This window comes from Microbacterium sp. MYb62 (assembly GCF_002979475.1).
Taxonomy (GTDB): Bacteria; Actinomycetota; Actinomycetes; order Actinomycetales; family Microbacteriaceae; genus Microbacterium.
In genome coordinates, this window is record NZ_PCOY01000004.1 from 88,170 (window position 1) to 110,508 (window position 22,339).

Sequence of the window (22,339 nt, forward strand, 5' to 3'; positions counted from 1 at the left end):
TCGATGCGCATCGATCGCCTCGACGCCCGGATCATCCGTCTGCTCACGGAGTCGCCCCAACTGCCGATCCTGGAGCTCGCGCGACGGCTCGGGATCGCCCGTGGCACCGCGACGAGCCGTCTCGCGCGCCTGCACGAGGGCGGGGTGATCGAGGCGATCGTGCCGCGCATCGACCCGGCAGGGTTCGGCTACGGCGTCGTCGCGTTCTGCCTGGTGGAGATCGATCAGAAGGTGGGGCACGACGACGTGGCCACCGCCCTCGCGGATGCCGTTCCCGAGATCGTCGACATGCATACCGTCACCGGCGCCAGCGACATGCAGCTGCGGCTGGTGGCGCGTGATGCCACCCAGCTGCAGGAGGTGCTCGATCGGGTCGCGCTCGTGCCGGGGGTCGCTCGCACCGCCTCGTCGATCGCGATGCGCACGCATCTCTCGGGACGGGTTCTCCCGCTGGTCGAGCACGTCGCTACCGATGAGGTGCTCTAGGGCGAGGCGATTTCGGCGTCCTCTCGGACGATGTACCAGGTGCCGGGGCTCATTTTTGGTCTATTCCGCGGTGTCGTCTACGAGCCAGAATTCGATATCGATCAATCCCTCCGCGTCTTGGAAACGGAGCGCGCCGGAGCGGAAGGTGACGAAGCTGTCTGCGTCTCTGCCTTGGAGCGGGTTGAAGGACGCGTCGGTCGTGGTGAAGGCCCCGTCGGGGCGGATGGCGATGGTATCGTTTCGGTCCGCCGCGTCCCTATTCCGGGGTTTCGTCCACGAGCCGAAACTCGATATCGAGTACGTCATCAGGGTCGTGGAAACGGATGGTGCCTGAGCGGAACGGAACAGCAATCCCGCTCGGCTCAACGTCCCAGTTCCCCTCTGAAGCCTCTTCGAAATCGAAAAGAACTTCGGCATCGTCGCGCACGATGCGCCAGGCTCCAGTGGCAGTGAAGTCGTTGTCAGCATCCCTGTCTTCGAGGGGATTATAGGACGCGTCAGTGATCGTGAAGGTGCCGTCAGAGCGAATTGACAAGGTGCCGTGATCGTCCTCGATAGCGACCCATTCGCCCACCGGTGAAGTGATTTGAGGGCCCGCACAACCGGTGAGGGCGAGGATGGCGGCGATGGTGATGTTCGCAGCTGTCCAGTTTCGGCGGCGGGAGGATCGTGGCTTCATGGGTGGGGATATCTCCCTGCGGTCCTACTCGGAGGTTTCATCCACGAGCCGAAACTCGATATCGAACAGCCCCTCCGCATCTTGGAAACGGAGGGTGCCGGAGCGGAACGGGACGAAATAGATGCGAGGTTCGACGTCCCGCGACCCCTGTGATGCCTCTTCAAAATCCAAGGCAATCTCGGCGTTGTCGCGTGCGGTGAGCCAAGTGCCCGTGGCGTTGAAGTCGTTGTCAGCGTCTCTGCCCTGGAGCGGGTTGAAGGATGCATCGGTCATGGTGAAGGTACCGTCAGGGCGGATGGAGAGGGAGCCGTCGTCGTCGTTGACGGCGACCCACTCGCCGACAGGTGAAGTGATCTGTGGACCCGCGCAACCCGTCAGAGCGAGGACGGCGGCGATGGTGATGCTCACAGCTGTCAGGTGTTGGCGGCGGGAGGATCGTGGATTCATGGGTACACCGTTTCGGTCCAGACGATGGTTTGGTGATGTGTGGCCCATTCCCCATCCTTAGCATTCGCTTCTGACATGGCCTCGAATACACCGGGGATGTGCGCTCCGCCAGTGCCGGGGATACGGGTCGCGGAATCGATCGACGTGTCGTTGTTGATCACGTACGTCACCTCAACCCCGCCATCCGGCCGAGGTTCCCCGGCTCGGACTTCGAGGGTGTAGGAGCCGAGGAAGGATTCGGGCAGGTTCTGGCCGCCGAGAACAGCATCCGCAACCGGGCCTATCGACCTCACGGAGAGGACATTGATCCCGTCGACGCCCAGCACCCACGGTTGATCGCTGATCGACCGATCATAGATTCCAACCTTCTGCGAGGTGAGAATGCCACCGCGTATGTCGTCGAGTACGTGCTCCCGTGTCGCGGCGATGTGTGCGCTGCGCATGAGGGTCTGCACGAAGATTTCGTCATCGGTGAGGACTGCACCGCGTTCATCACCTTTCATGAAACTCCCGAACAGGCCCAACACCTGCCTGTTTGTCGCGTCCCTCCGGGTTCCGGTGATCGGATCGGCGGTGCAGTCCAGATCACCCCACCCGACCGAGGCCGCCGTCGCGAGCGAAACCGCGAGGCTCCGATCAGCCGCTTCGCGGTCGACCGCGAGTTTCTTCAGGGCTGTTGCGGCTGTGCTGGCGGTGGTGAGGGCTTGTTGCTCGGCAGCGAAACGGTCCCCGGACTCACCACTGAAGGGCACGTCGTTGATCACCCCGCTCAGCGCCACCTGTGCAGCTGCGAGGTCTTCTTTCAGAGGTTCGGCGAGCCGGGCGATCTCCGCCACGGCATCCCCGTACGTGAGGATCGCCTTCCGTGCGGTGGTCATCGCCTCAGTCGAGTCATGAAGGCGGGTGTGGAATTCCTCGAGGCGTGCGCGGAACGCGTCCGCGCTGCGCCCGGTCCACGCATCGTCGAGATCGCGCAGGATCATCGACACCGTGTCCTGGGCATCGGCCAGATCGACCAACTGCCCATCGACCCATGTGACAGCGGTGCCGCACGCGTGAGGACCACCCGCCCCGGGATCCAGGTCCGTCCAGTTCGCGGTCATCGCCCCAGAGCCCCGATCGACATCGCGAGAGAGTCGAGGTGAGCCTGTTCCGTGGACAGGAAGTCAGCCAACGTCGCATCCACGCCGTCAGCGAGCGCGGTACTCGTGAGGATGAGAAACTCGAGTACATCCGACCACCCGCTCGCGAACACCTCCGCCGCGGACGTGACAAGGTCACTCCTCAGCGCAGACAGATCGAGGCCCGACGAACGTCCGGCATTGAGCTCGTGGAGCGACGAAGCCGCAGTACCGATCGTCTCAAAATCGACGTGAATACGCGTATCCATGCAATCCCCCCGGATCATCAGCCGCTCGACGATCGTATTCGGCACCTGGCGGAGAAAGCCGTCAGGCGGCACGAAATCGGTGTTGATATCTCGGTATGGGATCTTGGCGTCGCGCCGGTGGATTCACACCCAGCCGGGTAGCCAGTTGTGCAGCAGCCAGAAGTCGTACGGGACGCTCATGCCCGTCCACAGGGGCAGGAAGAACGCCGACACCAGCACCACGAACGCGAGGTAGATCATCACCGTGCGCTCGCCGGACTGCCGGCGGTACAGCGGATCCTCGCGTTTCCCGGCGATGATACGCAGCGTCATCGCCAGCGCGATCACGAGGAACGGCATCATCACGACCGTGTAGAACTGGAAGATCGTGCGGTCGGGGAACATCAGCCAAGGCACGTAGGTGACGGCGAGCCCGACCAGGGGCACGCTCAGCTCGGGGCCGACGGACTGCCGCGAGATCCACCCGCGCACGACGCGGTACAGGAGGTACACGGCGGCCGCGACGCCGCCGTACCAGACCAGCGGATTCGGGACGGCGGAGATCACGCCGATGCAGTGGTCGGTGCCGCAGCCCGAGGGGTCGGAGTCGACCCAGACCGCGGTCGGACGCAGCAGGAACGGCCATTCCCATGCCGGGCTCGCGTAGGGGTGCCCGCGGTTGAGGCCGACGTGGAAGCCGAGCATGGACTCGTGGTATTTCCAGAGTGCGATCAGCGGTTTCGCGTCGCTCTGCCGGTCGTAGCCTCCTGCGGTCACGAGCCAGCCCGTCCAGCTGAGCAGGTAGACACCGAGGGCGGGGAAGACCAGCAGGACGAACGAGACGGGCCCCTGGCGGAACGCGGCCGCCGTCGGCCAGAGGACCACGCCCGCGCGGCGCCTGGCCAGCGCGTCGGTGACGACGACGTACAGGCCGAAGCCCGCGAGCACGTAGAGTCCGGACCACTTCACAGCGGAGGCCGCTCCCAGCGCGACTCCCGCGGCGACGAGCCACGGACGGCGCCACAGGATCGGGCCCCAGAACGGCTCGGGGTCATCCGGGTCGCGCCGCTCGAGCACCGGGATGGTGCGCTGCCGGTCGATCAGCACGAACAGCACGCCCAGCAGCACGAAGAACGTCAGGATGCCGTCGAGCAGGGCGATACGGCTCATCACGATGCTGAGGCCGTCGATCGCCAGCAGCGAGCCGGCAACGCTCGCGACCACCACGGATCCGCTCAGGCGTCGCGCGATCAGATACACCAGCAGCACCGATCCCGCTCCCAGCACTGCCGTGGCCAGACGCCACCCGCCACTGTTGTCGGGGCCGCCGATCGCCATCCCGAGCGCGATGAGCCACTTGCCCAGCGGCGGATGCACGATGAAAGAGCCCTGCTCGGAGAGCGGCAGCTCCTGCAGCGTGACGAACGCGTCGTTGGCGTTCTCGCCCCACGTCCCCTCGTAGCCGAGCGTCCACAGCGACCACGCATCCTTGACGTAGTAGGTCTCGTCGAAGGCCAGCTGGTGCGGGTGCCCGACGTTCACCAGGCGCAGCAGCGCGGCCGCGGCCGTGATGAGCAAGGGGGCGAGCCACCGGATCGCACGACCCCAGTCGGGGGCGTGCAGCAGGCGATCGCGGAGCTGCCCGTAGCGCGTCAGCCGCTCCTCGGGAGCTGGCAGCAGGGGCACGGGCGCGGTCACCGCTCCAGCCTAGACAACGAGCCTTCTCCGTCCGCCGTATCCTGCCCGCATAAGCTGGGCGGGTGATCATCCTCGCCGCCACTCCGATCGGAAACCTCGGCGACGCGTCGCGGCGCCTCGTGGAGGTGCTCGAGAACGCCGAGGTCGTCGTCGCTGAAGACACCCGCACCACGCAGCGTCTGCTGAAGGCGCTGCAGATCGACAACCGCCCTCGCCTGATCGCCCTGCACGACCACAACGAGAAGCAGAAGGCTGCGGAGCTGGCGGCCCTCGCGGCGGAGACCGACATCGTGGTGATGAGCGATGCCGGGATGCCCACCGTGAGCGACCCCGGCTACGGGCTGGTCGCCGAGGCTGTCGCCCAGGGCGTCACCGTGACCGCGATCCCCGGTCCGAGTGCGGTGCTGATGGCCCTCGCGATCTCGGGGCTGCCCACCGATCGGTTCACGTTCGAGGGCTTCCTGCCGCGCAAGCCGGGGGAGCGGCGCTCGACGCTCCGTGCCCTGGCCGCCGAACCCCGCACGATGGTCTTCTTCGAATCGCCCGCCCGTCTCGCGAGCGCGCTCGCCGACATGGGGGCGGCCTTCGGCGACGAGCGGCGGATCGCCGTGTGCCGCGAGCTCACGAAGTTCTACGAGGAGGTGCGTCGCGGCACGGCTCCCGAGCTGGTCGCCTGGGCCGAAAACGGCGTGAAGGGCGAGATCGTGGTCGTCGTCGAGGGGGCGACGCGCCGAGACGCCTCCCCGGAGGACGCCCTCGCCCAGGTGCAGAAGCTCGTCGCCGACGGCATCCGGCTGAAGGATGCCGCCTCGGAGGTCGCGGCTCTCACCGGCCTCTCCTCCCGCGACCTCTATCAGGCGGCTCTCGCCGCACGCTCCGGAGGAGCGTGACCGTGAGCAAGGCGGCGACCGTGTACGACGTGGCCGATCGGGCCGGCGTCTCGATCGCCACCGTCTCGCGCGTGCTGCGCTCGCCGGATGCGGTGCGTCCGGTCACTCGTGAGCGCGTGCTCGACGCCGTGTCCGCGCTCGGGTACGTCCCGAGCGGCAGCGCCCGTGGACTCGCCGAGCGCCGTACGGGGGTGCTCGGTCTGTACTTCCCGGGGTTCGATGCCGCCGAGGACGCTCCGGCCCTCGACGTGCTCTCGGCTGCCGGTGCGGATGCGCCCCCGTTCGCGATCTTCCGCGACGAGACGGACGCCGAGGGCGAGCACACCTCGATGCTGTTCCTCGACGAGGTGCTGCGCGGCGCGGAGCTGGAGGCATGGAAGCAGGGCTTCGTGCTCATGGTCGGCGTCGGGCGCGACGACCCCGACCGCTCCACCGTGCGCGACATGGCCGGCCGCGTCGACGGGCTCATGGTGCTCGCGCGCAGCGTGCCGGACGACGTGCTGGCGCGACTCGCCCGGCGCATCCCGGTGGTGGTGCTCTCCGGCCCGCCGCGCGGCGACCACTACGACCACGTCACGGTGAGCAACGCCGAGGCGATGGCCGAGCTGACCAGGCACGTGCTCGCGCAGGTGGGGGATGGGCGGCTCGCCTTCCTCGCGGGGCCCGAAGACTCGCCGGACGGCCTGCAGCGCTGGGACGGATTCGCCGCCGCCGTGAAGGCGGCGGGCGGGTCGATCGATGACGTGACCGTGTTGCGCGGGGATTTCACGCGGGCATCCGGCCGCCGGGCGGCCGAGGAGCTGGTCGGCTCGGGCGTGCCGGCAGCCCTCATCGCGGCGAACGATCAGATGGCTCTCGGTGCGCTCGACGTGCTCCGCGGCGCCGGGATCCGCGTGCCGACCGACGTGCTCGTCACGGGCTTCGACGGCATCGAGGCGGCGGCGCTGTCCCGCCCGCCCCTGACCACGATCCGCCAGCCGATGATCGACCTCGGCCGGGCCGCGGTGCAGGTGCTCGCGCGACGCCTGGAGAACCCGGACGCCGACCCCGTGGTCGCACGTCTGCCCCTGCAGATCCTGCTGCGCGAGAGCTCGCAGCGCCCTTCCTGACCGCGCCGACGCATCCGGATGCATCGGCGTCAAGGGGTTGCGATCTCAAAATGTATGCGCTTACAATCACTGAGGCGGCGCAAGTCGCCCTGAGACGGCACAGGCCGTGCGGGTGTTCCAGCTCCGGTGATCCGGGGAGGGACGCCCTTCATGACAGAGACGACATGAGGTGGCAGATGTCAGGTGGCAGAGAGCCGAGAGGTCGATGGGCCCGGCGCTGGCGCAGAGCGGCGATCGTGGGTCTGGCGGCGGCCGCGGTCGCACTGAGCGGCTGCAGCATCCAGATCACATCCCAACCCGATCCATCGATCGGCGACGACACGATGCTGATCAACGCCGACAAGGGCAACCCGTTCTTCACCAAGAACTTCAACCCGTATCTCACCAACACGCGCACGGCGTCGCGGTGGATCTACGAGCCGCTGATCCTGATCAACCCGCTCGACGGCACGCAGAACCCCTGGCTCGCCTCGGAGTGGGCCCAGCCCGACGCCCGCACGATCGTCATGACCATCCGCGACGACGTGAAGTGGAGCGACGGGGAAGACCTGACGCCCGAGGACGTGGCGTTCACGTTCCAGCTGTTGAAGGACAACCCGGCGCTCGACATCAAGGGCGCGTGGCAGCACCTGGAGAGCGTCGAGACCGAGGGTGACGACGTCATCCTGCATCTGAAGACCGAGGATGCTCCGTCGCTGCCGATCCTCGGGCAGACCATGATCGTGCCGGAGCACCTCTGGGCCGATGTGAAGGATCCCGCCACGTACCGCAACGAGACGCCGGTCGGGACGGGGCCGTTCGTCCTCGGCAACTACAACGACCAGCAGTACTCGATGGACAAGAACGCCGACTACTGGCAGGCCGACAAGATCGAGATCGAGCACATCGTCCTCCCCTCGACCAACTCGCAGCTCGACACGGTGAGCCGCGGCTACGACTGGGCGTACTCGTTCATCTCCGATGTCGAGGGCACCTGGGGCGCCGCGAGTCCGGACAACAAGTGGTGGTTCCCGCCGGGCGGTGTGATCGCCCTGATGCCGAACCTCGAGGTCGCCCCCTTCGACGACGTGAACGTGCGCCGAGGCATCGCGCTCTCCCTCGACCGCGAGGAGATCGCCGAGACCGCCTCCGAGGGGTACATGAAGCCGGCCGGCCAGACCGGACTGATCCTCCCGAACCAGGAGGAGTACCTCGACCCGAGCATCCCCGATCAGGGCATGATCACGCAGGACGCGGATGCCGCCCTCGCGGCCTTCGAGAAGGCGGGTTACACCCTCGACGGCGACCGGCTCGTGAACGCCGACGGCGAGCAGCTGGAGTTCGCCCTCACCACAGCCAACGGCTTCACCGACTGGACCAGGGCCGCGCAGACCGTGCGCAGCCAGCTCGCCGAGGTCGGCGTGAAGGTCACGCTCAAGCTTCCGCAGCCCGCGGGGTATCAGAGCGCGATCAGCAACGGCGACTTCGAGATGGCGATCGGAGGCATGGGCAACGGCGATGTCTACCAGGCCTACAACAACCTCCTCTCGAGCGAGTTCTACGTGCCGTCCGGCGAGACGACGGCGAACAACTTCGAGCGCTATCGCTCGGACAAGGCCGACGCACTGCTCGCGGAGTACCGCGAGACCGTCGACACCGCCCGTCAGGCCGAGATCGTCAAAGAGCTGCAGGGCATCGTCTACGACGAGCTGCCCGTGATCGGCCTCTACTACGGCGGCATCTGGGGCCTGTTCAACGACGCCAAGTTCACGGGCTGGCCGAGTGAGGAAGATCCCTACATGATCCCGCAGAACTACGACTCCGCGCCGCTGGGCATCTTCACGCGGCTCGAGCGAGTGAAGGAGGACGACAAGTGAAGTACGTGCTCCAGAAGTTCGGCCTGTTCGTGCTCACCCTGTGGGCCGCGGTCACCCTGAACTTCTTCCTCCCGCGCATGATGCCGGGATCTCCGGCGGATGCCGCCATCGCCAAGCTCTCGCAGAACGGACCGGTGTCGGATGCCACCCGGGCCGCCATCGAGGCGCAGCTGGGTGTGCCGACCGGGTCGCTGTGGGACCAGTACGTGGCCTACCTCGGCCAGGTCGTCCGCCTCGACTTCGGCGTCTCGTACACCTTCTATCCGCAGTCGGTGTCGAGCATGGTGTCGACGGCCCTGCCGTACACGATCGGACTCGTCGGCATCGTCACGATCCTCGCGTTCGTCATCGGCACGCTGATCGGCGTCGCAGCCGCGTGGCGCCGCGGCACCTGGCTCGACACACTGCCGACGCTGACCGGCTCGTTCCTCAGCACGTTCCCGTACTTCTGGACCGCGCTGCTGCTGCTGTTCTTCTTCGGCTACGTGCTGCACTGGTTCCCGACGACGGGCGCCTACTCCGCCACGACGACCCCCGGGTTCACCTGGGAGTTCCTCGGCGACCTTCTGAGCCACGCGTTCCTCCCCGCGCTGACGATCCTGCTCACCTCGCTCGGGGGCTGGATCATCGGGATGCGCAACGCGATGATCAACACGCTCGGCGAGGACTACATCACGTTCGGCGAGGCGAACGGCCTGCACGGCCGGACGATCGCCCTCCGCTATGCGGCACGCAACGCGATCCTGCCGAACCTCACCGGATTCGGGCTCACGCTCGGCGGTGTGGTCGGCGGATCGATCCTCGTGGAGCAGGTCTTCGGGTATCCGGGCATCGGGTATCTGCTGTTCAACGCCGTGATCGGGCAGGACTACCCGCTCATGCAGGCGCTCTTCCTGATGATCACCGTGAGCGTGCTCATCGCCAACTTCCTCGTTGACATCCTGTACGGGGTACTCGACCCAAGGACCCGCCGATGACTTCCACCATGAACGTCAAGATCCCCGCCGAGCGCATCGCCGCGCCCAGCCCGTGGCGCGCCTTCGGGCGCATGGTCGCCACTCTCTGGGGCAACGGTAAGGCACGGCTCGGACTGTGCATCCTCGCCTTCTTCGTGCTGGTGGCGGTGTTCGCCCCGCTCCTCGCCCCGTACGGCGCGAAGGACAACGGCTTCGAACGCAACGCCGACGCGTCCTGGGCGCATTGGCTCGGAACCACGGCCGCGGGGGAGGACGTGCTCAGCCAGCTGATCTACGGCGCGCAGATCAGCCTCCTGGTCGGCTTCGCCGCCGGCATCCTGTCGACCATCGTCGCGGTGCTCATCGGTCTCAGCTGGGGGTACATGCGCGGTTTCGCCGGTGAGGTGGTCGGTTTCATCGTCAACCTCTTCCTGGTGATCCCGGGACTCCCGCTCATGATCGTGATCGCCGCGTATCTGCAGAACGGCGGCATCCTGATGATCATCGCGGTCATCGTGGTGACCGGTTGGGCGTGGGGTGCTCGTGTGCTCCGCAGCCAGACCCAGTCGCTGCGCGGCAACGACTTCGTCACCTCGGCGCAGTTCTCGGGGGACAGCAGGACGCGCATCGTGTTCCGCGAGATCCTGCCGAACATGACGTCGATCATCGCCGGCACGCTCTTCGGGGCGGCCACGGCCGCGATCCTGGCGGAGGCGGGCCTGGAGTTCCTCGGCCTCGGCGACTCCAGCATCGTCAGCTGGGGCACGATGCTCTATTGGGCGCAGAACTCCAACTCCCTGCTCACCGGACAGTGGCTGCTGCTGTTCGCCCCCGGTCTGTGCATCGCACTGCTGGCACTGAGCCTGACACTGATCAACTTCGGCGTGGACGGCATCTCCAATCCGCGCCTGCGAGAGGGGAAGGGCCGATGAGCGCCATGACCGAGAACACCGACATGCGCGAGAACGACATCCTGCTCGATGTGCAGGGGCTGTCCGTCGAGTACGCCTCGCCGGGCACGACACCCATCGCGGCGGTGCACGACGTCTCGTTCTCGCTGCGCCGCGGCGAGTTCGTCGGTCTGGTCGGAGAGTCGGGGTCGGGCAAGTCGACGCTCGGCTTCGCCCTGACCCGGCTGCAGAAGCCGCCCGCGCGCATCAGCGGCGGACGCATCCTCTTCGGAGGACGCGACATCCGCGAGCTGGATGCCGAAGAACTGCGACGCCAGCGCCAGGGCGGCTTCGCGATGGTGCTGCAGTCGGGCATGAACGCCCTCAACCCGGTGCGGACGGTGGGCAACCACTTCCGAGACATCTTCGCCGCGCACGGTCATGTGCCCAAGGACGCCCGGGAGACCCGAGCCCGTGAGCTCATCGGCAAGGTCGGTCTCGACGAGTCGGTGCTCGCCCGGTATCCCGGTGAACTCTCCGGCGGCATGCGTCAGCGCGCCTCGATCGCGCTCGCGCTGTCGCTCGAACCGCAGCTCATGGTCTTCGACGAGCCCACCACGGCTCTCGACGTGCTCGTGCAGCACGCGGTCATGGACACGATCAAGGAGCTGCAGCGGGCCGAGCACTTCACAGCGATCCTCATCAGCCACGATCTCGGCATCGTCCTGGAGGCGACCGACCGGGTGATGGTGATGCACGAGGGACGGATCGTCGAAGACGCGCCGAGTCTCGACATCCTCCAGCGCCCGCAGGACGAGTACACGCGGATGCTGCTGAGCCACTATGCCGATCCCCGCGCGAAGACGCTCTCGATCCCGGGATTCGTCGACCTCGGGACGCGCCGCCGTGAAGGGCGATCGCGGACCGATGTCACCGAGACGATGCCGACGGTGTCGCCGCGGGATGCCCGTCGTGCCGACGCGGCGATCGTCGTCGACGGCGTCTCGAAGCACTACCCGGCCCCGCGCCGAGGGCAGGATGCCGTCACGGCGGTCGACGACGTGTCGTTCCGGCTCGAACCCGGAGAGGCGCTCGCGCTCGTCGGCGCCTCGGGCTCGGGCAAGTCGACCATCGCCAAGATGCTCACGGGCGTCGAGAAGCCGACTTCCGGCACCGTCCACTTCGGCGACGTCGACGTGGCGACGCTCAAGCGCCACGGGCTGCGCGACCTGCGCAAGGACGTCCAGATGGTGTTCCAGGACCCCTATGCGGCGCTGAACCCGCTGCACACGGTCGAGTACGCCCTGACGCGGCCGGTCATGAACTACACGAAGCTGCGCGGACCCGAAGCCAGGGCCCGAGTGCTCGAACTGCTGGAGACGGTCGGCCTCACGCCCGTCGAGCAGTTCGCGGCCAAGCTGCCGCATCAGCTCTCCGGCGGACAGCGGCAGCGTGTCGTGATCGCCAGGGCGCTCGCCAGCGACCCGCAGGTGCTCATCGCCGACGAGCCGGTCTCGATGCTCGACGTCTCGCTCCGTGCCGGCGTGCTGGCTCTTCTGGAGGATCTGCGCGAGCGCTGGGGCATCAGCATGCTCTACATCACGCACGATCTCCTGAGCGCCCGGCTCGTGACCGAGAACATCCTGGTGCTCAACGGCGGCCGGGTCGTCGAACGCGGCGAGACGGCCGAGGTGCTGCAGCATCCGGAGGATCCGTACACGATCCAGCTGCTGGACGCCGTACCCAACCCCGCACGCGCGCGATAACCCCCTCGCGCGCAGAAACCCCCAACCCGAAAGGAGCACTCGTGCTCGCATTCCCCGACGGCTTCCTGTGGGGTGCCGCGACAGCGGCCCACCAGGTGGAGGGCAACAACACCACGAGCAACTGGTGGGCGATGGAACACGCGCCCGGCTCGCCCATGGTGGAGCCCTCCGGTGACGCCGCCGATCACTTCCATCGCTACCCGGAGGACATGCGGCTGCTGGCCGCGGCCGGGCTGAACTCCTACCGGTTCTCGGTGGAGTGGGCGCGGATCGAGCCCGAGCGCGGCTTCGTCTCGCGGGCGATGCTCGACCACTACCGCCGCATGATCGACACGGCCCGCGAGAACGGGCTCGACCCCACGGTCACCCTCATGCACTTCACGGTGCCGCAGTGGTTCCAGAAGGACGGCTTCTGGCGTGCCGACGACGCGGTCGACCTGTTCGCCCGCTACGTCGAGACGGTCCTCCCGATCCTCGACGGGATCGACTACGTGTGCACCATCAACGAGCCGAACATCGCCGCGATGCTCGCCGGGGGAGAGGACGCAGCGAACCTCGTCGCCTACGGCCTCCCGAACCCCGACCTCGCCGTCGCCGACACGCTGCTCGAAGCGCACCACCGTGCCACCGAGATCCTGCATTCTGTGCCGGGGGTCAAGGCCGGATGGACGATCGCGACGCAGGCGTTCCACTCCACCGGTGAGCCCGGCGCCGACGAGATGCTCGCCGAGTACGGCGACCCGCGCGACCACTGGTACCTCGACCAGTCGGCCGGCGATGACTTCGTCGGCGTGCAGGCCTACACACGCACCTTCATCGGCCCCGAGGGTCCGCGACCGGTGTCGGCGGACGTGGAGACCACGCTGACCGGCTGGGAGTTCTTCCCCGAGGCGCTCGAGATGGGTGTGCGCAGCGCCTGGGAGCGCAGCGGCGGGGTGCCGGTGCTCGTGACCGAGAACGGCATCGCGACCGCCGACGACACGCGTCGCATCGCCTACACGCAAGGTGCGCTCGAAGGACTGCACCGCGCGATCTCCGACGGCATCGACGTGCGCGCCTACCAGCACTGGAGCGCACTCGACAACTACGAGTGGGCCAGCGGGTTCCGCCCCACGTTCGGCCTCATCGGCTTCGACCACGAGACCTTCGAGCGCTCGCCGAAGCCCTCGCTCGCGTGGCTCGGAGAGGTCGCTCGTCGCAACGCGCTCTGAGATCCCACGATCCGCGGATTGTAAGAATTGCGGTGAATCGTGGCGTGCCCGGAGGGTTAGCCTCGGGTCATGACGCACGCGATGCACGCGACGCGGGGAGACACGCTCAGGTCGGCCGCTGCCGGCCTGAGCGCGTCGTTCCTCGCCGTCGGCCTGGCCGAACTCGTCGCCGCGGTCGTGGAGCCGAGTGCGAGCCCGTTCGCCGTGATCGGGAGCGGGCTCATCGATCTCGCGCCGAGCTGGGCGAAGGACACGGCGATCGCGCTGTTCGGTACCGGCGACAAGGCGGCCCTGATCGTGGGCATCGCCCTGGTGCTCGTCGTGGTCGCCGCGGGTGCCGGCATTCTGGAGCTTCGACGATCCGGCATCGGAGCGGTGATCCTGGGAGCGCTGGGTGCGCTCGCCGTCGTGGCCGCGATGATCCGCCCTGGCGCGGGTCCGTTCGCGTGGCTTCCCGGTCTCGTCGCCGGTCTCGTCGCGGTGATCATCCTGCGCCTCCTCGTCGCTCGACTGCGTCCGGTCGGCGGCCTGCAACCCGACGGTGAGGACCGGAGACGGTTCCTGCTCTGGACCGCCGGAGTCGCGGCCACGGGTGCTGTCGCCCTCATCATCGGGAACGTCGCGCGCGGTGCGTCCCGCTCGATCGAAGCGGTCCGCGCGGCGCTGCGGCTGCCCAAGGCGGCACGAGCGGCAGCTGTTGTCCCTGCCGGTGCGGAGCTGGCGATCCCCGGCCTCGCACCCGTGGTGACCCCGAACGCCGAGTTCTACCGCATCGACACCGCGCTGATCGTCCCGCAGGTAGACCCGGCCGACTGGTCGCTGCGCATCCACGGGATGGTCGACCGCGAGGTGGAGATCACCTGGGACGAGCTGCTCGCGATGCCGATGCAGGAGTCGGACGTGACGCTCGCCTGCGTGTCGAACGAGGTCGGCGGATCACTGATCGGCAACGCCCGCTGGCTGGGCCTCCCGATACGGGAGGTGCTCGCACGTGCGGGCGTCGACGCCGATGCCGACATGGTGCTCTCGACCTCGGCCGACGGCTTCACCGCGTCGACGCCGATCGAGGCGCTCACCGATGACCGCGATGCCCTGCTCGCGATCGGCATGAACGGTGAGCCGCTGCCGATCGAACACGGCTTCCCGGTGCGGATGGTGGTCCCGGGGCTCTACGGCTACGTGTCCGCCACGAAGTGGGTCACGCAGCTGGAGGTGACGCGGTTCGACCGCACCAAGGCCTATTGGACGACACGGGGATGGTCTGATCACGGGCCGATCAAACTGCAGTCGCGCATCGACGTCCCGCGCCGCGGTCAGGCGGTACCGGCGGGCGATGTGGTGATCGCCGGGATGGCCTGGCAGCAGCACGTCGGCATCGCCGGCGTCGAGGTGCGCATCGACGACGGCCCGTGGCGGGCCGCCGAACTCGCGACCGCGATCTCCACCGACACCTGGGTGCAGTGGAGCATCGACTGGGCGGCGGAGAGCGGCGCGCACACCGTCGAATGCCGGGCGCTCAGCGTCGATGGCGAGACGCAGACGTCGGATCCGGCCGCACCGGCACCCGACGGTGCGCAGGGATGGCACCGCATCGACGTGTCGGTGGCGTGAGCCCGGCGCGAGGTCCGTGGGAACGGCGTAACCAGCTGCGGCATCCCACCTAGAATTGCTCCATGCCCGCAGGCGAATCCTTCTACATCACCACGCCCATCTACTACCCGTCCGACGTGCCGCACATCGGCCACGGGTACACGACGGTGGCCGTCGACACGCTCGCACGGTGGCACCGCCAGGCGGGGGATGACACCTGGATGCTCACGGGCACCGACGAGCACGGCCAGAAGATGCTGCGGGCTGCGGCGGCGAACAACGTCACGCCGCAGGAGTGGGTCGACAAGCTCGTCAGCGAGAGCTGGTTCCCGCTGCTGACGACGCTCGACGTCGCCAACGACGACTTCATCCGCACCACGCAGGAGCGCCACGAGACGAACGTGCAGACGTTCTTCCAGCGCCTCTACGATCGCGGCTACATCTACGCGGGCGAGTACGAGGCGCTCTACTGTGTGGGCTGCGAGGAGTTCAAGCCCGAGTCGGAGATCGTCGACGGCACCGGTCCCTTCGAGGGGCTGAAGGTCTGCGCGATCCACTCGAAGCCGCTCGAGCTGCTCCAGGAGAAGAACTACTTCTTCAAGCTGAGCGAGTTCCAGGACCGTCTGCTCGAGCTGTACAAGACGCAGCCCGACTTCGTGCGCCCCGACTCGGCGCGCAACGAGGTCGTGTCGTTCGTGAGCCAGGGTCTCAAGGACCTGTCGATCTCGCGTTCGACCTTCGACTGGGGCATTCCGCTGCCGTGGGACGAGTCGCACGTCATCTACGTGTGGGTCGATGCGCTGCTCAACTACGCCACGGCCGTCGGCTACGGCTCCGACGAGGAGACGTTCGAGCGCCGCTGGCCCGCGTACCACGTGGTCGGCAAGGACATCCTGCGCTTCCACGCCGTGATCTGGCCCGCCCTGCTGATGGCTGCCGGCCTCGAGGTGCCCCAGGGCGTGTTCGCGCACGGCTGGCTGCTGGTCGGCGGCGAGAAGATGTCGAAGTCGAAGCTCACCGGCATCGCGCCGACCGAGATCACCGACGTCTTCGGCTCCGACGCGTACCGCTTCTACTTCCTGTCCGCGATCGCCTTCGGTCAGGACGGCTCCTTCTCGTGGGAAGACCTGTCCGCCCGCTATCAGGCCGAGCTCGCGAACGGCTTCGGCAACCTCGCCTCGCGCACGACTGCCATGATCGAGAAGTACTTCGAGGGGATCGTGCCGCCCGCGGCCGAGTACACCGAGAAGGACCTCGCGATCCAGAAGATCGTGGCGGATGCTGCGGCGAACGCGGATGCGTCGATCGCGCAGTTCCGCATCGACGAGGCGATCTCGGCGATCTGGACGATCGTCGACGCGCTGAACGGCTACATCACCGAGAACGAGCCGTGGGCCCTGGCCCGCGACGAGGACCAGCGCGCGCGCCTGGGCACCGTGTTGTACACCTGCGCCGAGGGCCTGCGCGCGCTCGCCGTGCTGCTCTCGCCGGTGATGCCGCAGTCGACCGAGAAGCTCTGGATCGCCCTCGGCGCCGCCGAGACCCTGGGCCGTCTGCAGGACCAGCCGATCCGCGAGGCCGGAGCCTGGGGCGTGCTGCGCCCCGGCACCAGCGTCAACGGTCTCGCGCCGCTGTTCCCGCGGGTGGAGCCCACGGCCTGAGCCGAGGTCGGAACCACATGGCAGACACGTACGTGCGTGAGCGCTCGGGGGACGGACGCAAGGATCTGAAGTATCCGTCCGCACCCGAGCCGCTGACGGTTCCGGTGTACGACAACCATGCGCACCTGGAGATCGTCGACGGCGATGAGCCGCTGTCGCTGACCGAGCAGCTCGACCGTGCAGAGGCCGTGGGCATCGCCGGGGTCGTGCAGGCCTCGGGCGACATCGAGTCGTCGCGGTGGGCGGTCGAGGCTGCGGCATCCGACCCGCGCGTGCTCGCCGCGGTCGCCATCCACCCGAACGATGCGCCGACGTACGCGGAGCAAGGCCGCCTGGGCGGTGTCGGTCTGGACGAGGCGATCGCGGTGATCGACGAGCTCGCCGCACACCCGCGCACCCGGGCGATCGGCGAGACGGGGCTCGACTTCTTCCGCACCGAGCCCGAGCGGCAGGCGCCGCAGTTCGAGTCGTTCGAGGCGCACATCGCCCTCGCGAAGAAGCACGGCATCGCGATGCAGATCCACGACCGCGACGCGCACGACGCGGTGCTGGAGACCCTCGCCCGCGTCGGTGCCCCCGAGCGCACGGTGTTCCACTGCTTCTCCGGCGACGACGCGATGGCCCGCATCTGCGCGGATGCCGGATATCACCTGTCGTTCGCGGGCAACGTCACCTTCAAGAACGCCCAGAACCTGCGCGATGCGCTGCAGGTCACCCCGCTCGATCGCATCCTGGTCGAGACGGATGCCCCGTTCCTCACTCCCGTGCCGCTGCGGGGCCGCCCGAACGCGCCGTACCTCGTGCCGATCACGGTGCGCTTCATGGCCGCAGAGCTCAGCATCGACGTCGACGAGTTCTCGGCGCAGCTCGCCGAGAACACCCTGCGGGTCTACGGCTCGTTCGACTGAATCTCTTGCACGGGCTTCGCGCTCACGATCTGCGAGATCGGCTTCCACACCAGCAGCAGCGTGAGCGCCGCGCCGGCGAACGCGAACCACCACGGTGCCGTGAGTCCCCACGTCTGGGCGATCACGCCGCCGAGCGCCTGCCCGACCACCATGCCGCCGAAGACGCCGACCATGTTGACGGAGGCCACGCGACCCTGCAGCTCTGCGGGGACCAGTCGCTGTCGGACGGTCGTGGAGATCGTTCCCCACACGAACGCATATGCGCCGAAGAAGAACATGATGATCAGGGCGACCCAGCCCGCGGTGGTGAGCGCGAACGCCAGGTGCATGAGCACTTCGAGGGACAGCACGACGCGCATCAACGTCGCGAAGGACACATGCCTCTCGAGCCAGCCGAAGCTGAGCGTGGCCAGGATGCCGCCCGCGGCGGAAGCCGTGGTGAGCGCCCCGTAACCGACCGCTCCCATGTGCAGGTGCTCGGTCGCGTAGAGCACGAGGACGCCCCACGGCGCCGCCCACGTGATGTTGAAGACCAGGATGATGAGCACCAGCATCCGCACCGGCGGGTTGCGCCACAGCCACCGCAGTCCCTCGGCGATGTCGGTGTGCACCGGCGGGTGGGTGTCGGTCGCCCTGGGCGGGACGGGCGTCTTCGCCATGCGTGAGATGAGCACGACCGCGAAGCTCACGCACACGACCTCGAGCAGGAACGGCCAGGCGGTGCCCGCGGCGAACAGGAACGCGCCCAGAGGGGGACCGGCGAACTGATTCGCGACCAGGTACCCGGCCTGCAGGCGGGCGTTGCCGATGCCGAGGTCGGCGGGCTTCACCAGCATCGGCAGCAGCGTGCTGCCTGCCGTGTCGACGAAGACCTCGGCCGTGCCGTACAGGAACGCCACGGCGAGCACGATCCAGATGTTCGCGACGCCGGTGAGGAGGAAGACGCAGAGTGCGGTGAGCACGACGGCCCTGGCGGCGTTGGCGAACATGACGAGGCGACGGCGGTCGAAGCGGTCGGCGATCGCGCCCGCATGCAGGCCGAACAGCAGCCACGGGAGGAACTGCAGGATCGCGCCGGACGCCACCAGGATCGGCGACGACGTCAGCGAGGCGATCAGCAGAGGCGCGGCCGCGAGCGCGACACCGTCGCCGACGTTGCTCGTCCACGACGATGCGAGCAGCCAGCGGAAGTCTCGGCCCATGCGGCGGGGCGCGACGAGTTCACCGAGAGAAGGCACCAGAGAAGACTACTGACGGCGGGCGACATCGATGCCGTGGGGGAGAATGGGGGGATGACCGTCACCCTGCTCGGCGCCACCGAGATCCGCCGCCTCGCCGCCGAGCTCGACGTCACCCCGACGAAGAAGCTCGGCCAGAACTTCGTTACCGACGCGAACACCGTCCGAAAGATCGTGCAGGCCGCCCGCGTGCAGCCGAGCGAGCGCGTGGTCGAGGTCGGACCGGGACTCGGCTCGCTGACGCTCGCGATCCTCGAGACCGGCGCATCCGTCACCGCGGTCGAGATCGACCACCGCCTCGCCGCGCGACTGGCCCGGACCGCCGCCGAGCACGGCGTCGAGGCCGACCGGCTCACGGTCGTCGATGCCGATGCGCTGCGCATCACAGAGCTGCCCGGTGAGCCCACCGTGCTGGTGGCCAACCTGCCGTACAACGTCTCGGTACCGGTGCTGCTGCACTTTCTCGAGAACTTCGCCTACCTGCAGCGCGGTGTCGTGATGGTCCAGGCCGAGGTCGCCGAGCGGCTGGCCGCGAAGCCCGGCTCGAAGATCTACGGCTCGCCCAGCGTCAAGGCCGCCTGGTACGGCGACTGGAAGCTCTCCGGAAACGTCTCCCGCCAGGTGTTCTGGCCCGTGCCGAACGTCGACAGCCTGCTCGTGGGGTTCGACCGCTCCGAAGGGGAACGCGGCACGGAAGACGAGCGTCGCCGCACGTTCAAGATCGTGGATGCCGCGTTCAACCAGCGCCGCAAGATGCTCCGCCAGGCGCTGTCGGGGATCTTCGGCAGCTCGGCAGCCGCCTCCGAGGTGCTGATCGCCGCGGGCGTCGCGCCGACGGCTCGCGGGGAGGACCTCACGGTCGAGGACTACCAGCGCATCGCCCAGCACGCCGCGGCGGCGGAGGTCGTCGCTGACGACGTCGCCCCCACCCAGTAATCTGGCACCGTGACCGACTCTCCCCGCTTCCGCCCCGATGTCCCCGAGCTGCACCGTCCGTATGCGGCGGACGAGAGCCGCTATCAGCAGTTCTCCTACCGACAGGTCGGGACGTCCGGCCTGTACCTGCCCCCGATCTCGCTCGGGCTGTGGTGGAACTTCGGCGACAACATCCCCCTCGACAACCAGCGCGCACTGCTGCGCCACGCGTTCGACCGCGGCATCACGCACTTCGACCTGGCCAACAACTACGGTCCGCCCTACGGCTCGGCCGAGAAGAACTTCGGACGCATCTTCGCCGAGGACCTCCGCCCGTACCGCGACGAGCTGATCATCTCGTCGAAGGCCGGCTGGGACATGTGGCCCGGCCCGTACGGCGACTTCGCGAGCCGCAAGTACATCCTCGCCAGCGCTGAGCAGTCGCTCACGCGCATGGGGCTCGACTACGTCGACATCTTCTACTCGCACCGGGTCGACCCGGTCACCCCGATCGCCGAGACGGTGGGCGCGCTCGACACCCTCGTGCGCCAGGGTAAGGCCCTCTACGTCGGCATCTCCTCCTACAGTGCCGAGCGCACGGCAGAGGCCGTGGCCGTCGCGAAGGATCTGGGCACCCCGCTCGTCATTCACCAGCCCGCGTATTCGATCCTGAACCGCTGGGTGGAAGATGGCCTCACCGACACCCTCGAGCAGTCGGGACTGGGCGCGATCGCTTTCACCCCGCTCGCGCAGGGGCTGCTCACCGACAAGTACCTCGGCGACGGCACGGCCGAGCGGGCGCAGAAGCGCGGCTCGCTGCCGGACGGGCGTCTCACCGACGAGGCCGTGCAGACGCTGCGTGCGCTGAACGAGGTCGCGAAGGGCCGTGGACAGTCGCTGGCTCAACTCGCCCTGCAGTGGACGCTGCGCAACCCGGTGGTGGCCTCCGCGTTGATCGGGGCCTCGCGTCCTGAGCAGCTCGACGAGAACATCGCCGCCGTGAACGGCCCCGCCTTCACGACCGAGGAGCTCGCCCGCATCGACGAACTCGCCGGAGCGATCGACGTGAACCTGTGGGCGAAGTCCTCGGAGCTGTGACCCGATCATGAGCCACGCCGCGTTCACCGACTCCGTGCACGTGCGCGCCCCGGGGAAGATCAACGTCTTCCTCGGGGTCGGCGGGCGGCACGACGACGGCTACCACGCGCTGGCGACGGTGTTCCAGGCGGTCTCCCTCTACGAAGACGTGATCGCGCGCCCCGCCGACGACTTCTCGGTCACGGTCTCGGGCGTGGAAGACATCGACGGGGTTCCGCTCGACGACCGCAACCTGGCGATGCGAGCGGCCAAGCTGCTGGCTGTGGCCGTGGATCACCGGGGCGGGGTCGCCCTGGAGATCCGCAAGAGCGTGCCCGTGGCCGGAGGCATGGGCGGAGGGTCGGCGGATGCCGCGGCCGCCCTGGTCGCCTGCGACGCGCTGTGGGGAACGGGGCTGTCGCAGACGCGGCTGCATGACCTCGCCGCTCGCCTCGGCGCCGATGTGCCGTTCGCGCTGCACGGCGGCACCGCTGTGGGCACCGGTCGCGGCGACCAGCTCAACCCGGCGCTCGCCCGCGGGCGCTTCGACTGGATTCTGGTGCCCAGCGAGCAGGGGCTCTCGACGCCGGTGGTCTACGAGCGGCTCGACCTGCTGCGCGAGGAAGAGGGCGCTCTCGCCGACGACCCGCCGCTGTCGCTCGACGTGCCGATCCCGGTCCTGCAGGCGCTGAGATCGGGTGACCCCGTGCAACTCGCCGAGACGCTGTTCAACGACCTGCAGGCTGCCGCGCTGTACGAGCGGCCCGATCTCGCCGAGACCATCCGGCAAGGTGTCGCCGCCGGTGCCCTGCAGGGGATCGTGTCCGGCTCCGGCCCCACCGTCGCGCTGCTCTGTCCGAACCCCGAGACCGCCCAGGATGTGCAGTCGTCGCTGCGTGAGATCGGACTCGACCCTCTGCATGTGCACGGTCCCGTGCCCGGCGCCCGCATCATCGGCTGACGACCGGCGATCGCGCGTCAGTCCGCCTGCAGGAGCGCGCTGACCCGGTACGGGATGACCTCGCGGAGGAACAGGCTCGTCGAGGTGCGGAGGATGCCGGGGCACAAGCGCACGACCTCCGCCACGCGGTAGAGGTCGTCGGGATCCTTGGCCACCACGCGGAGGAGGAGGTCGGTGTCGCCGGCGGGAGCGAAGCACTCCAGCACTTCGGGGACCCGGCTCAGGGCGTCGATCGCGGCGGTGATCTGGTGTTGATCGAGCTCGACCAGGATCGAGGCGGCGACGCCGCGGCCCAGGGCCTGCGGGAGGATCCGCGAGCTGTGGGCACGCAGGTATCCACCGGATTCGAGACGGTCGAGTCGGGCGTGCACCGTGCCGCGGGCCAGGCCCAGGTCTTGGGCGATCAGCGCGACGGGTCGGCGCGGGTCGGTGTCGAGGACCGTGAGGATCCGCCGGTCGGTCTCGTCGAGGTTGGCCAATTCGATCACCGTTGCCTTCGTCGTGGCGATGAAATTGATCGGATCGATCAATCAGAATCAACTCTATGGTCTGAATGACCGTCTCGTGCTGAAATGAGTGTCAGATACGCAGGATGCCGGCCACGAGCGGGCATCACGCGCACTCGACCGGGA

At 68.1% G+C, this 22,339-nt stretch carries 21 protein-coding genes; 14 read left to right on the plus strand and 7 right to left on the minus strand.

What is annotated here, in order from left to right; all coding sequences use genetic code 11:
- The first annotated feature begins 3 nt into the window (after window positions 1–3).
- Entirely contained in the window at window positions 4–486 is a 483-nt protein-coding gene (locus tag CQ042_RS06700; RefSeq protein ID WP_105669702.1) for an Lrp/AsnC family transcriptional regulator, read from the plus strand.
- Between the two features lie 256 nt (window positions 487–742).
- Here the strand turns inward: CQ042_RS06700 and CQ042_RS20285 are convergent, their stop codons facing one another.
- Genes CQ042_RS20285 through CQ042_RS06725 form a run of 5 tightly spaced genes read right to left on the minus strand, consistent with a single transcriptional unit; the run spans window position 743 to window position 4,679 of the window.
- Window positions 743–1,165 (minus strand): hypothetical protein, encoded by a 423-nt coding sequence (locus tag CQ042_RS20285; protein ID WP_146115364.1) that lies wholly within the window; start codon window positions 1,163–1,165, stop codon window positions 743–745.
- Window positions 1,166–1,189: 24 nt separating this feature from the next.
- Window positions 1,190–1,573: a hypothetical protein gene (locus tag CQ042_RS06710; protein ID WP_105669704.1), complete on the minus strand. Its 384-nt coding sequence runs from the start codon at window positions 1,571–1,573 to the stop codon at window positions 1,190–1,192.
- 35 nt (window positions 1,574–1,608) lie between these two features.
- Entirely contained in the window at window positions 1,609–2,715 is a 1,107-nt protein-coding gene (locus CQ042_RS06715) for a WXG100 family type VII secretion target (protein ID WP_105669705.1), read from the minus strand.
- Window positions 2,712–3,074, minus strand: coding sequence for a hypothetical protein (locus CQ042_RS06720; protein WP_105669706.1), 363 nt, complete (start codon window positions 3,072–3,074; stop codon window positions 2,712–2,714). Before CQ042_RS06720 ends, CQ042_RS06715 begins: the two co-directional genes overlap by 4 nt.
- Before the next feature lie 51 nt (window positions 3,075–3,125).
- The gene (locus tag CQ042_RS06725; RefSeq protein WP_105669707.1) at window positions 3,126–4,679 is read right to left on the minus strand and encodes a dolichyl-phosphate-mannose--protein mannosyltransferase; all 1,554 of its coding nucleotides are present in this window, start codon (window positions 4,677–4,679) and stop codon (window positions 3,126–3,128) included.
- 62 nt (window positions 4,680–4,741) lie between these two features.
- Between CQ042_RS06725 and rsmI the strand changes: the two genes are divergently transcribed.
- The 10 genes from rsmI (at window position 4,742) to CQ042_RS06775 (ending at window position 17,516) form a co-directional block, all read left to right on the plus strand.
- Entirely contained in the window at window positions 4,742–5,569 is an 828-nt protein-coding gene (gene rsmI / locus CQ042_RS06730) for a 16S rRNA (cytidine(1402)-2'-O)-methyltransferase (protein WP_105669708.1), read from the plus strand.
- Window positions 5,566–6,678: a LacI family DNA-binding transcriptional regulator gene (locus tag CQ042_RS06735; RefSeq protein ID WP_258132104.1), complete on the plus strand. Its 1,113-nt coding sequence runs from the start codon at window positions 5,566–5,568 to the stop codon at window positions 6,676–6,678. Before rsmI ends, CQ042_RS06735 begins: the two co-directional genes overlap by 4 nt.
- A 176-nt stretch (window positions 6,679–6,854) precedes the next feature.
- Window positions 6,855–8,534 (plus strand): ABC transporter substrate-binding protein, encoded by a 1,680-nt coding sequence (locus CQ042_RS06740; RefSeq protein ID WP_105669709.1) that lies wholly within the window; start codon window positions 6,855–6,857, stop codon window positions 8,532–8,534.
- The gene (locus CQ042_RS06745) at window positions 8,531–9,511 is read left to right on the plus strand and encodes an ABC transporter permease (RefSeq protein WP_105669710.1); all 981 of its coding nucleotides are present in this window, start codon (window positions 8,531–8,533) and stop codon (window positions 9,509–9,511) included. The genes CQ042_RS06740 and CQ042_RS06745 overlap by 4 nt, the downstream gene beginning before the upstream one ends.
- Window positions 9,508–10,422: an ABC transporter permease gene (locus tag CQ042_RS06750; RefSeq protein ID WP_105669711.1), complete on the plus strand. Its 915-nt coding sequence runs from the start codon at window positions 9,508–9,510 to the stop codon at window positions 10,420–10,422. Before CQ042_RS06745 ends, CQ042_RS06750 begins: the two co-directional genes overlap by 4 nt.
- The gene (locus CQ042_RS06755) at window positions 10,419–12,146 is read left to right on the plus strand and encodes an ABC transporter ATP-binding protein (protein ID WP_258132105.1); all 1,728 of its coding nucleotides are present in this window, start codon (window positions 10,419–10,421) and stop codon (window positions 12,144–12,146) included. Before CQ042_RS06750 ends, CQ042_RS06755 begins: the two co-directional genes overlap by 4 nt.
- 41 nt (window positions 12,147–12,187) lie before the next feature.
- The gene (locus tag CQ042_RS06760) at window positions 12,188–13,357 is read left to right on the plus strand and encodes a glycoside hydrolase family 1 protein (RefSeq protein WP_105669712.1); all 1,170 of its coding nucleotides are present in this window, start codon (window positions 12,188–12,190) and stop codon (window positions 13,355–13,357) included.
- Between the two features lie 69 nt (window positions 13,358–13,426).
- Window positions 13,427–14,968: a molybdopterin-dependent oxidoreductase gene (locus CQ042_RS06765; RefSeq protein ID WP_258132108.1), complete on the plus strand. Its 1,542-nt coding sequence runs from the start codon at window positions 13,427–13,429 to the stop codon at window positions 14,966–14,968.
- A gap of 62 nt (window positions 14,969–15,030) precedes the next feature.
- The gene (metG, locus tag CQ042_RS06770) at window positions 15,031–16,608 is read left to right on the plus strand and encodes a methionine--tRNA ligase (RefSeq protein WP_105669713.1); all 1,578 of its coding nucleotides are present in this window, start codon (window positions 15,031–15,033) and stop codon (window positions 16,606–16,608) included.
- Window positions 16,609–16,625: 17 nt separating this feature from the next.
- Entirely contained in the window at window positions 16,626–17,516 is an 891-nt protein-coding gene (locus CQ042_RS06775) for a TatD family hydrolase (RefSeq protein ID WP_105669714.1), read from the plus strand.
- Here CQ042_RS06775 and CQ042_RS06780 read toward each other — a convergent pair.
- Entirely contained in the window at window positions 17,498–18,754 is a 1,257-nt protein-coding gene (locus CQ042_RS06780; protein WP_258132109.1) for an MFS transporter, read from the minus strand. The genes CQ042_RS06775 and CQ042_RS06780 overlap by 19 nt on opposite strands.
- Window positions 18,755–18,808: 54 nt before the next feature.
- On the opposite strand from CQ042_RS06780, the gene rsmA reads away from it, so the two are divergent.
- From rsmA to CQ042_RS06795, 3 genes are read left to right on the plus strand one after another with little or no spacing between them, the layout of a single operon-like run.
- Window positions 18,809–19,690 carry a 16S rRNA (adenine(1518)-N(6)/adenine(1519)-N(6))-dimethyltransferase RsmA gene (rsmA, locus tag CQ042_RS06785; RefSeq protein ID WP_105669715.1) on the plus strand — a complete coding sequence of 294 codons (882 nt, stop codon included), beginning with the start codon at window positions 18,809–18,811 and terminating at the stop codon, window positions 19,688–19,690.
- 9 nt (window positions 19,691–19,699) lie between these two features.
- A complete protein-coding gene (gene mgrA, locus CQ042_RS06790) occupies window positions 19,700–20,767 on the plus strand; it encodes an L-glyceraldehyde 3-phosphate reductase (RefSeq protein WP_105669716.1) in 1,068 nt (355 codons plus the stop codon).
- Between the two features lie 7 nt (window positions 20,768–20,774).
- Window positions 20,775–21,707, plus strand: coding sequence for a 4-(cytidine 5'-diphospho)-2-C-methyl-D-erythritol kinase (locus tag CQ042_RS06795; RefSeq protein WP_105669717.1), 933 nt, complete (start codon window positions 20,775–20,777; stop codon window positions 21,705–21,707).
- A gap of 17 nt (window positions 21,708–21,724) precedes the next feature.
- Here the strand turns inward: CQ042_RS06795 and CQ042_RS06800 are convergent, their stop codons facing one another.
- Window positions 21,725–22,237: an Lrp/AsnC family transcriptional regulator gene (locus tag CQ042_RS06800; RefSeq protein ID WP_258132110.1), complete on the minus strand. Its 513-nt coding sequence runs from the start codon at window positions 22,235–22,237 to the stop codon at window positions 21,725–21,727.
- Window positions 22,238–22,339: the final 102 nt, after the last annotated feature.

Bases quoted from the DNA above. Each gene is read 5' to 3' on its own strand.
- CQ042_RS06700 (WP_105669702.1), top strand. From the start codon at position 4: ATGCGCATCGATCGCCTCGACGCCCGGATCATCCGTCTGCTCACGGAG.
- CQ042_RS20285 (WP_146115364.1), bottom strand. From the start codon at position 1,165: ATGAAGCCACGATCCTCCCGCCGCCGAAACTGGACAGCTGCGAACATC.
- CQ042_RS06715 (WP_105669705.1), bottom strand. From the start codon at position 2,715: ATGACCGCGAACTGGACGGACCTGGATCCCGGGGCGGGTGGTCCTCAC.
- CQ042_RS06740 (WP_105669709.1), top strand. From the start codon at position 6,855: ATGTCAGGTGGCAGAGAGCCGAGAGGTCGATGGGCCCGGCGCTGGCGC.
- CQ042_RS06750 (WP_105669711.1), top strand. From the start codon at position 9,508: ATGACTTCCACCATGAACGTCAAGATCCCCGCCGAGCGCATCGCCGCG.
- CQ042_RS06755 (WP_258132105.1), top strand. From the start codon at position 10,419: ATGAGCGCCATGACCGAGAACACCGACATGCGCGAGAACGACATCCTG.
- CQ042_RS06765 (WP_258132108.1), top strand. From the start codon at position 13,427: ATGACGCACGCGATGCACGCGACGCGGGGAGACACGCTCAGGTCGGCC.
- metG (WP_105669713.1), top strand. From the start codon at position 15,031: ATGCCCGCAGGCGAATCCTTCTACATCACCACGCCCATCTACTACCCG.
- CQ042_RS06775 (WP_105669714.1), top strand. From the start codon at position 16,626: ATGGCAGACACGTACGTGCGTGAGCGCTCGGGGGACGGACGCAAGGAT.
- rsmA (WP_105669715.1), top strand. From the start codon at position 18,809: ATGACCGTCACCCTGCTCGGCGCCACCGAGATCCGCCGCCTCGCCGCC.
- CQ042_RS06795 (WP_105669717.1), top strand. From the start codon at position 20,775: ATGAGCCACGCCGCGTTCACCGACTCCGTGCACGTGCGCGCCCCGGGG.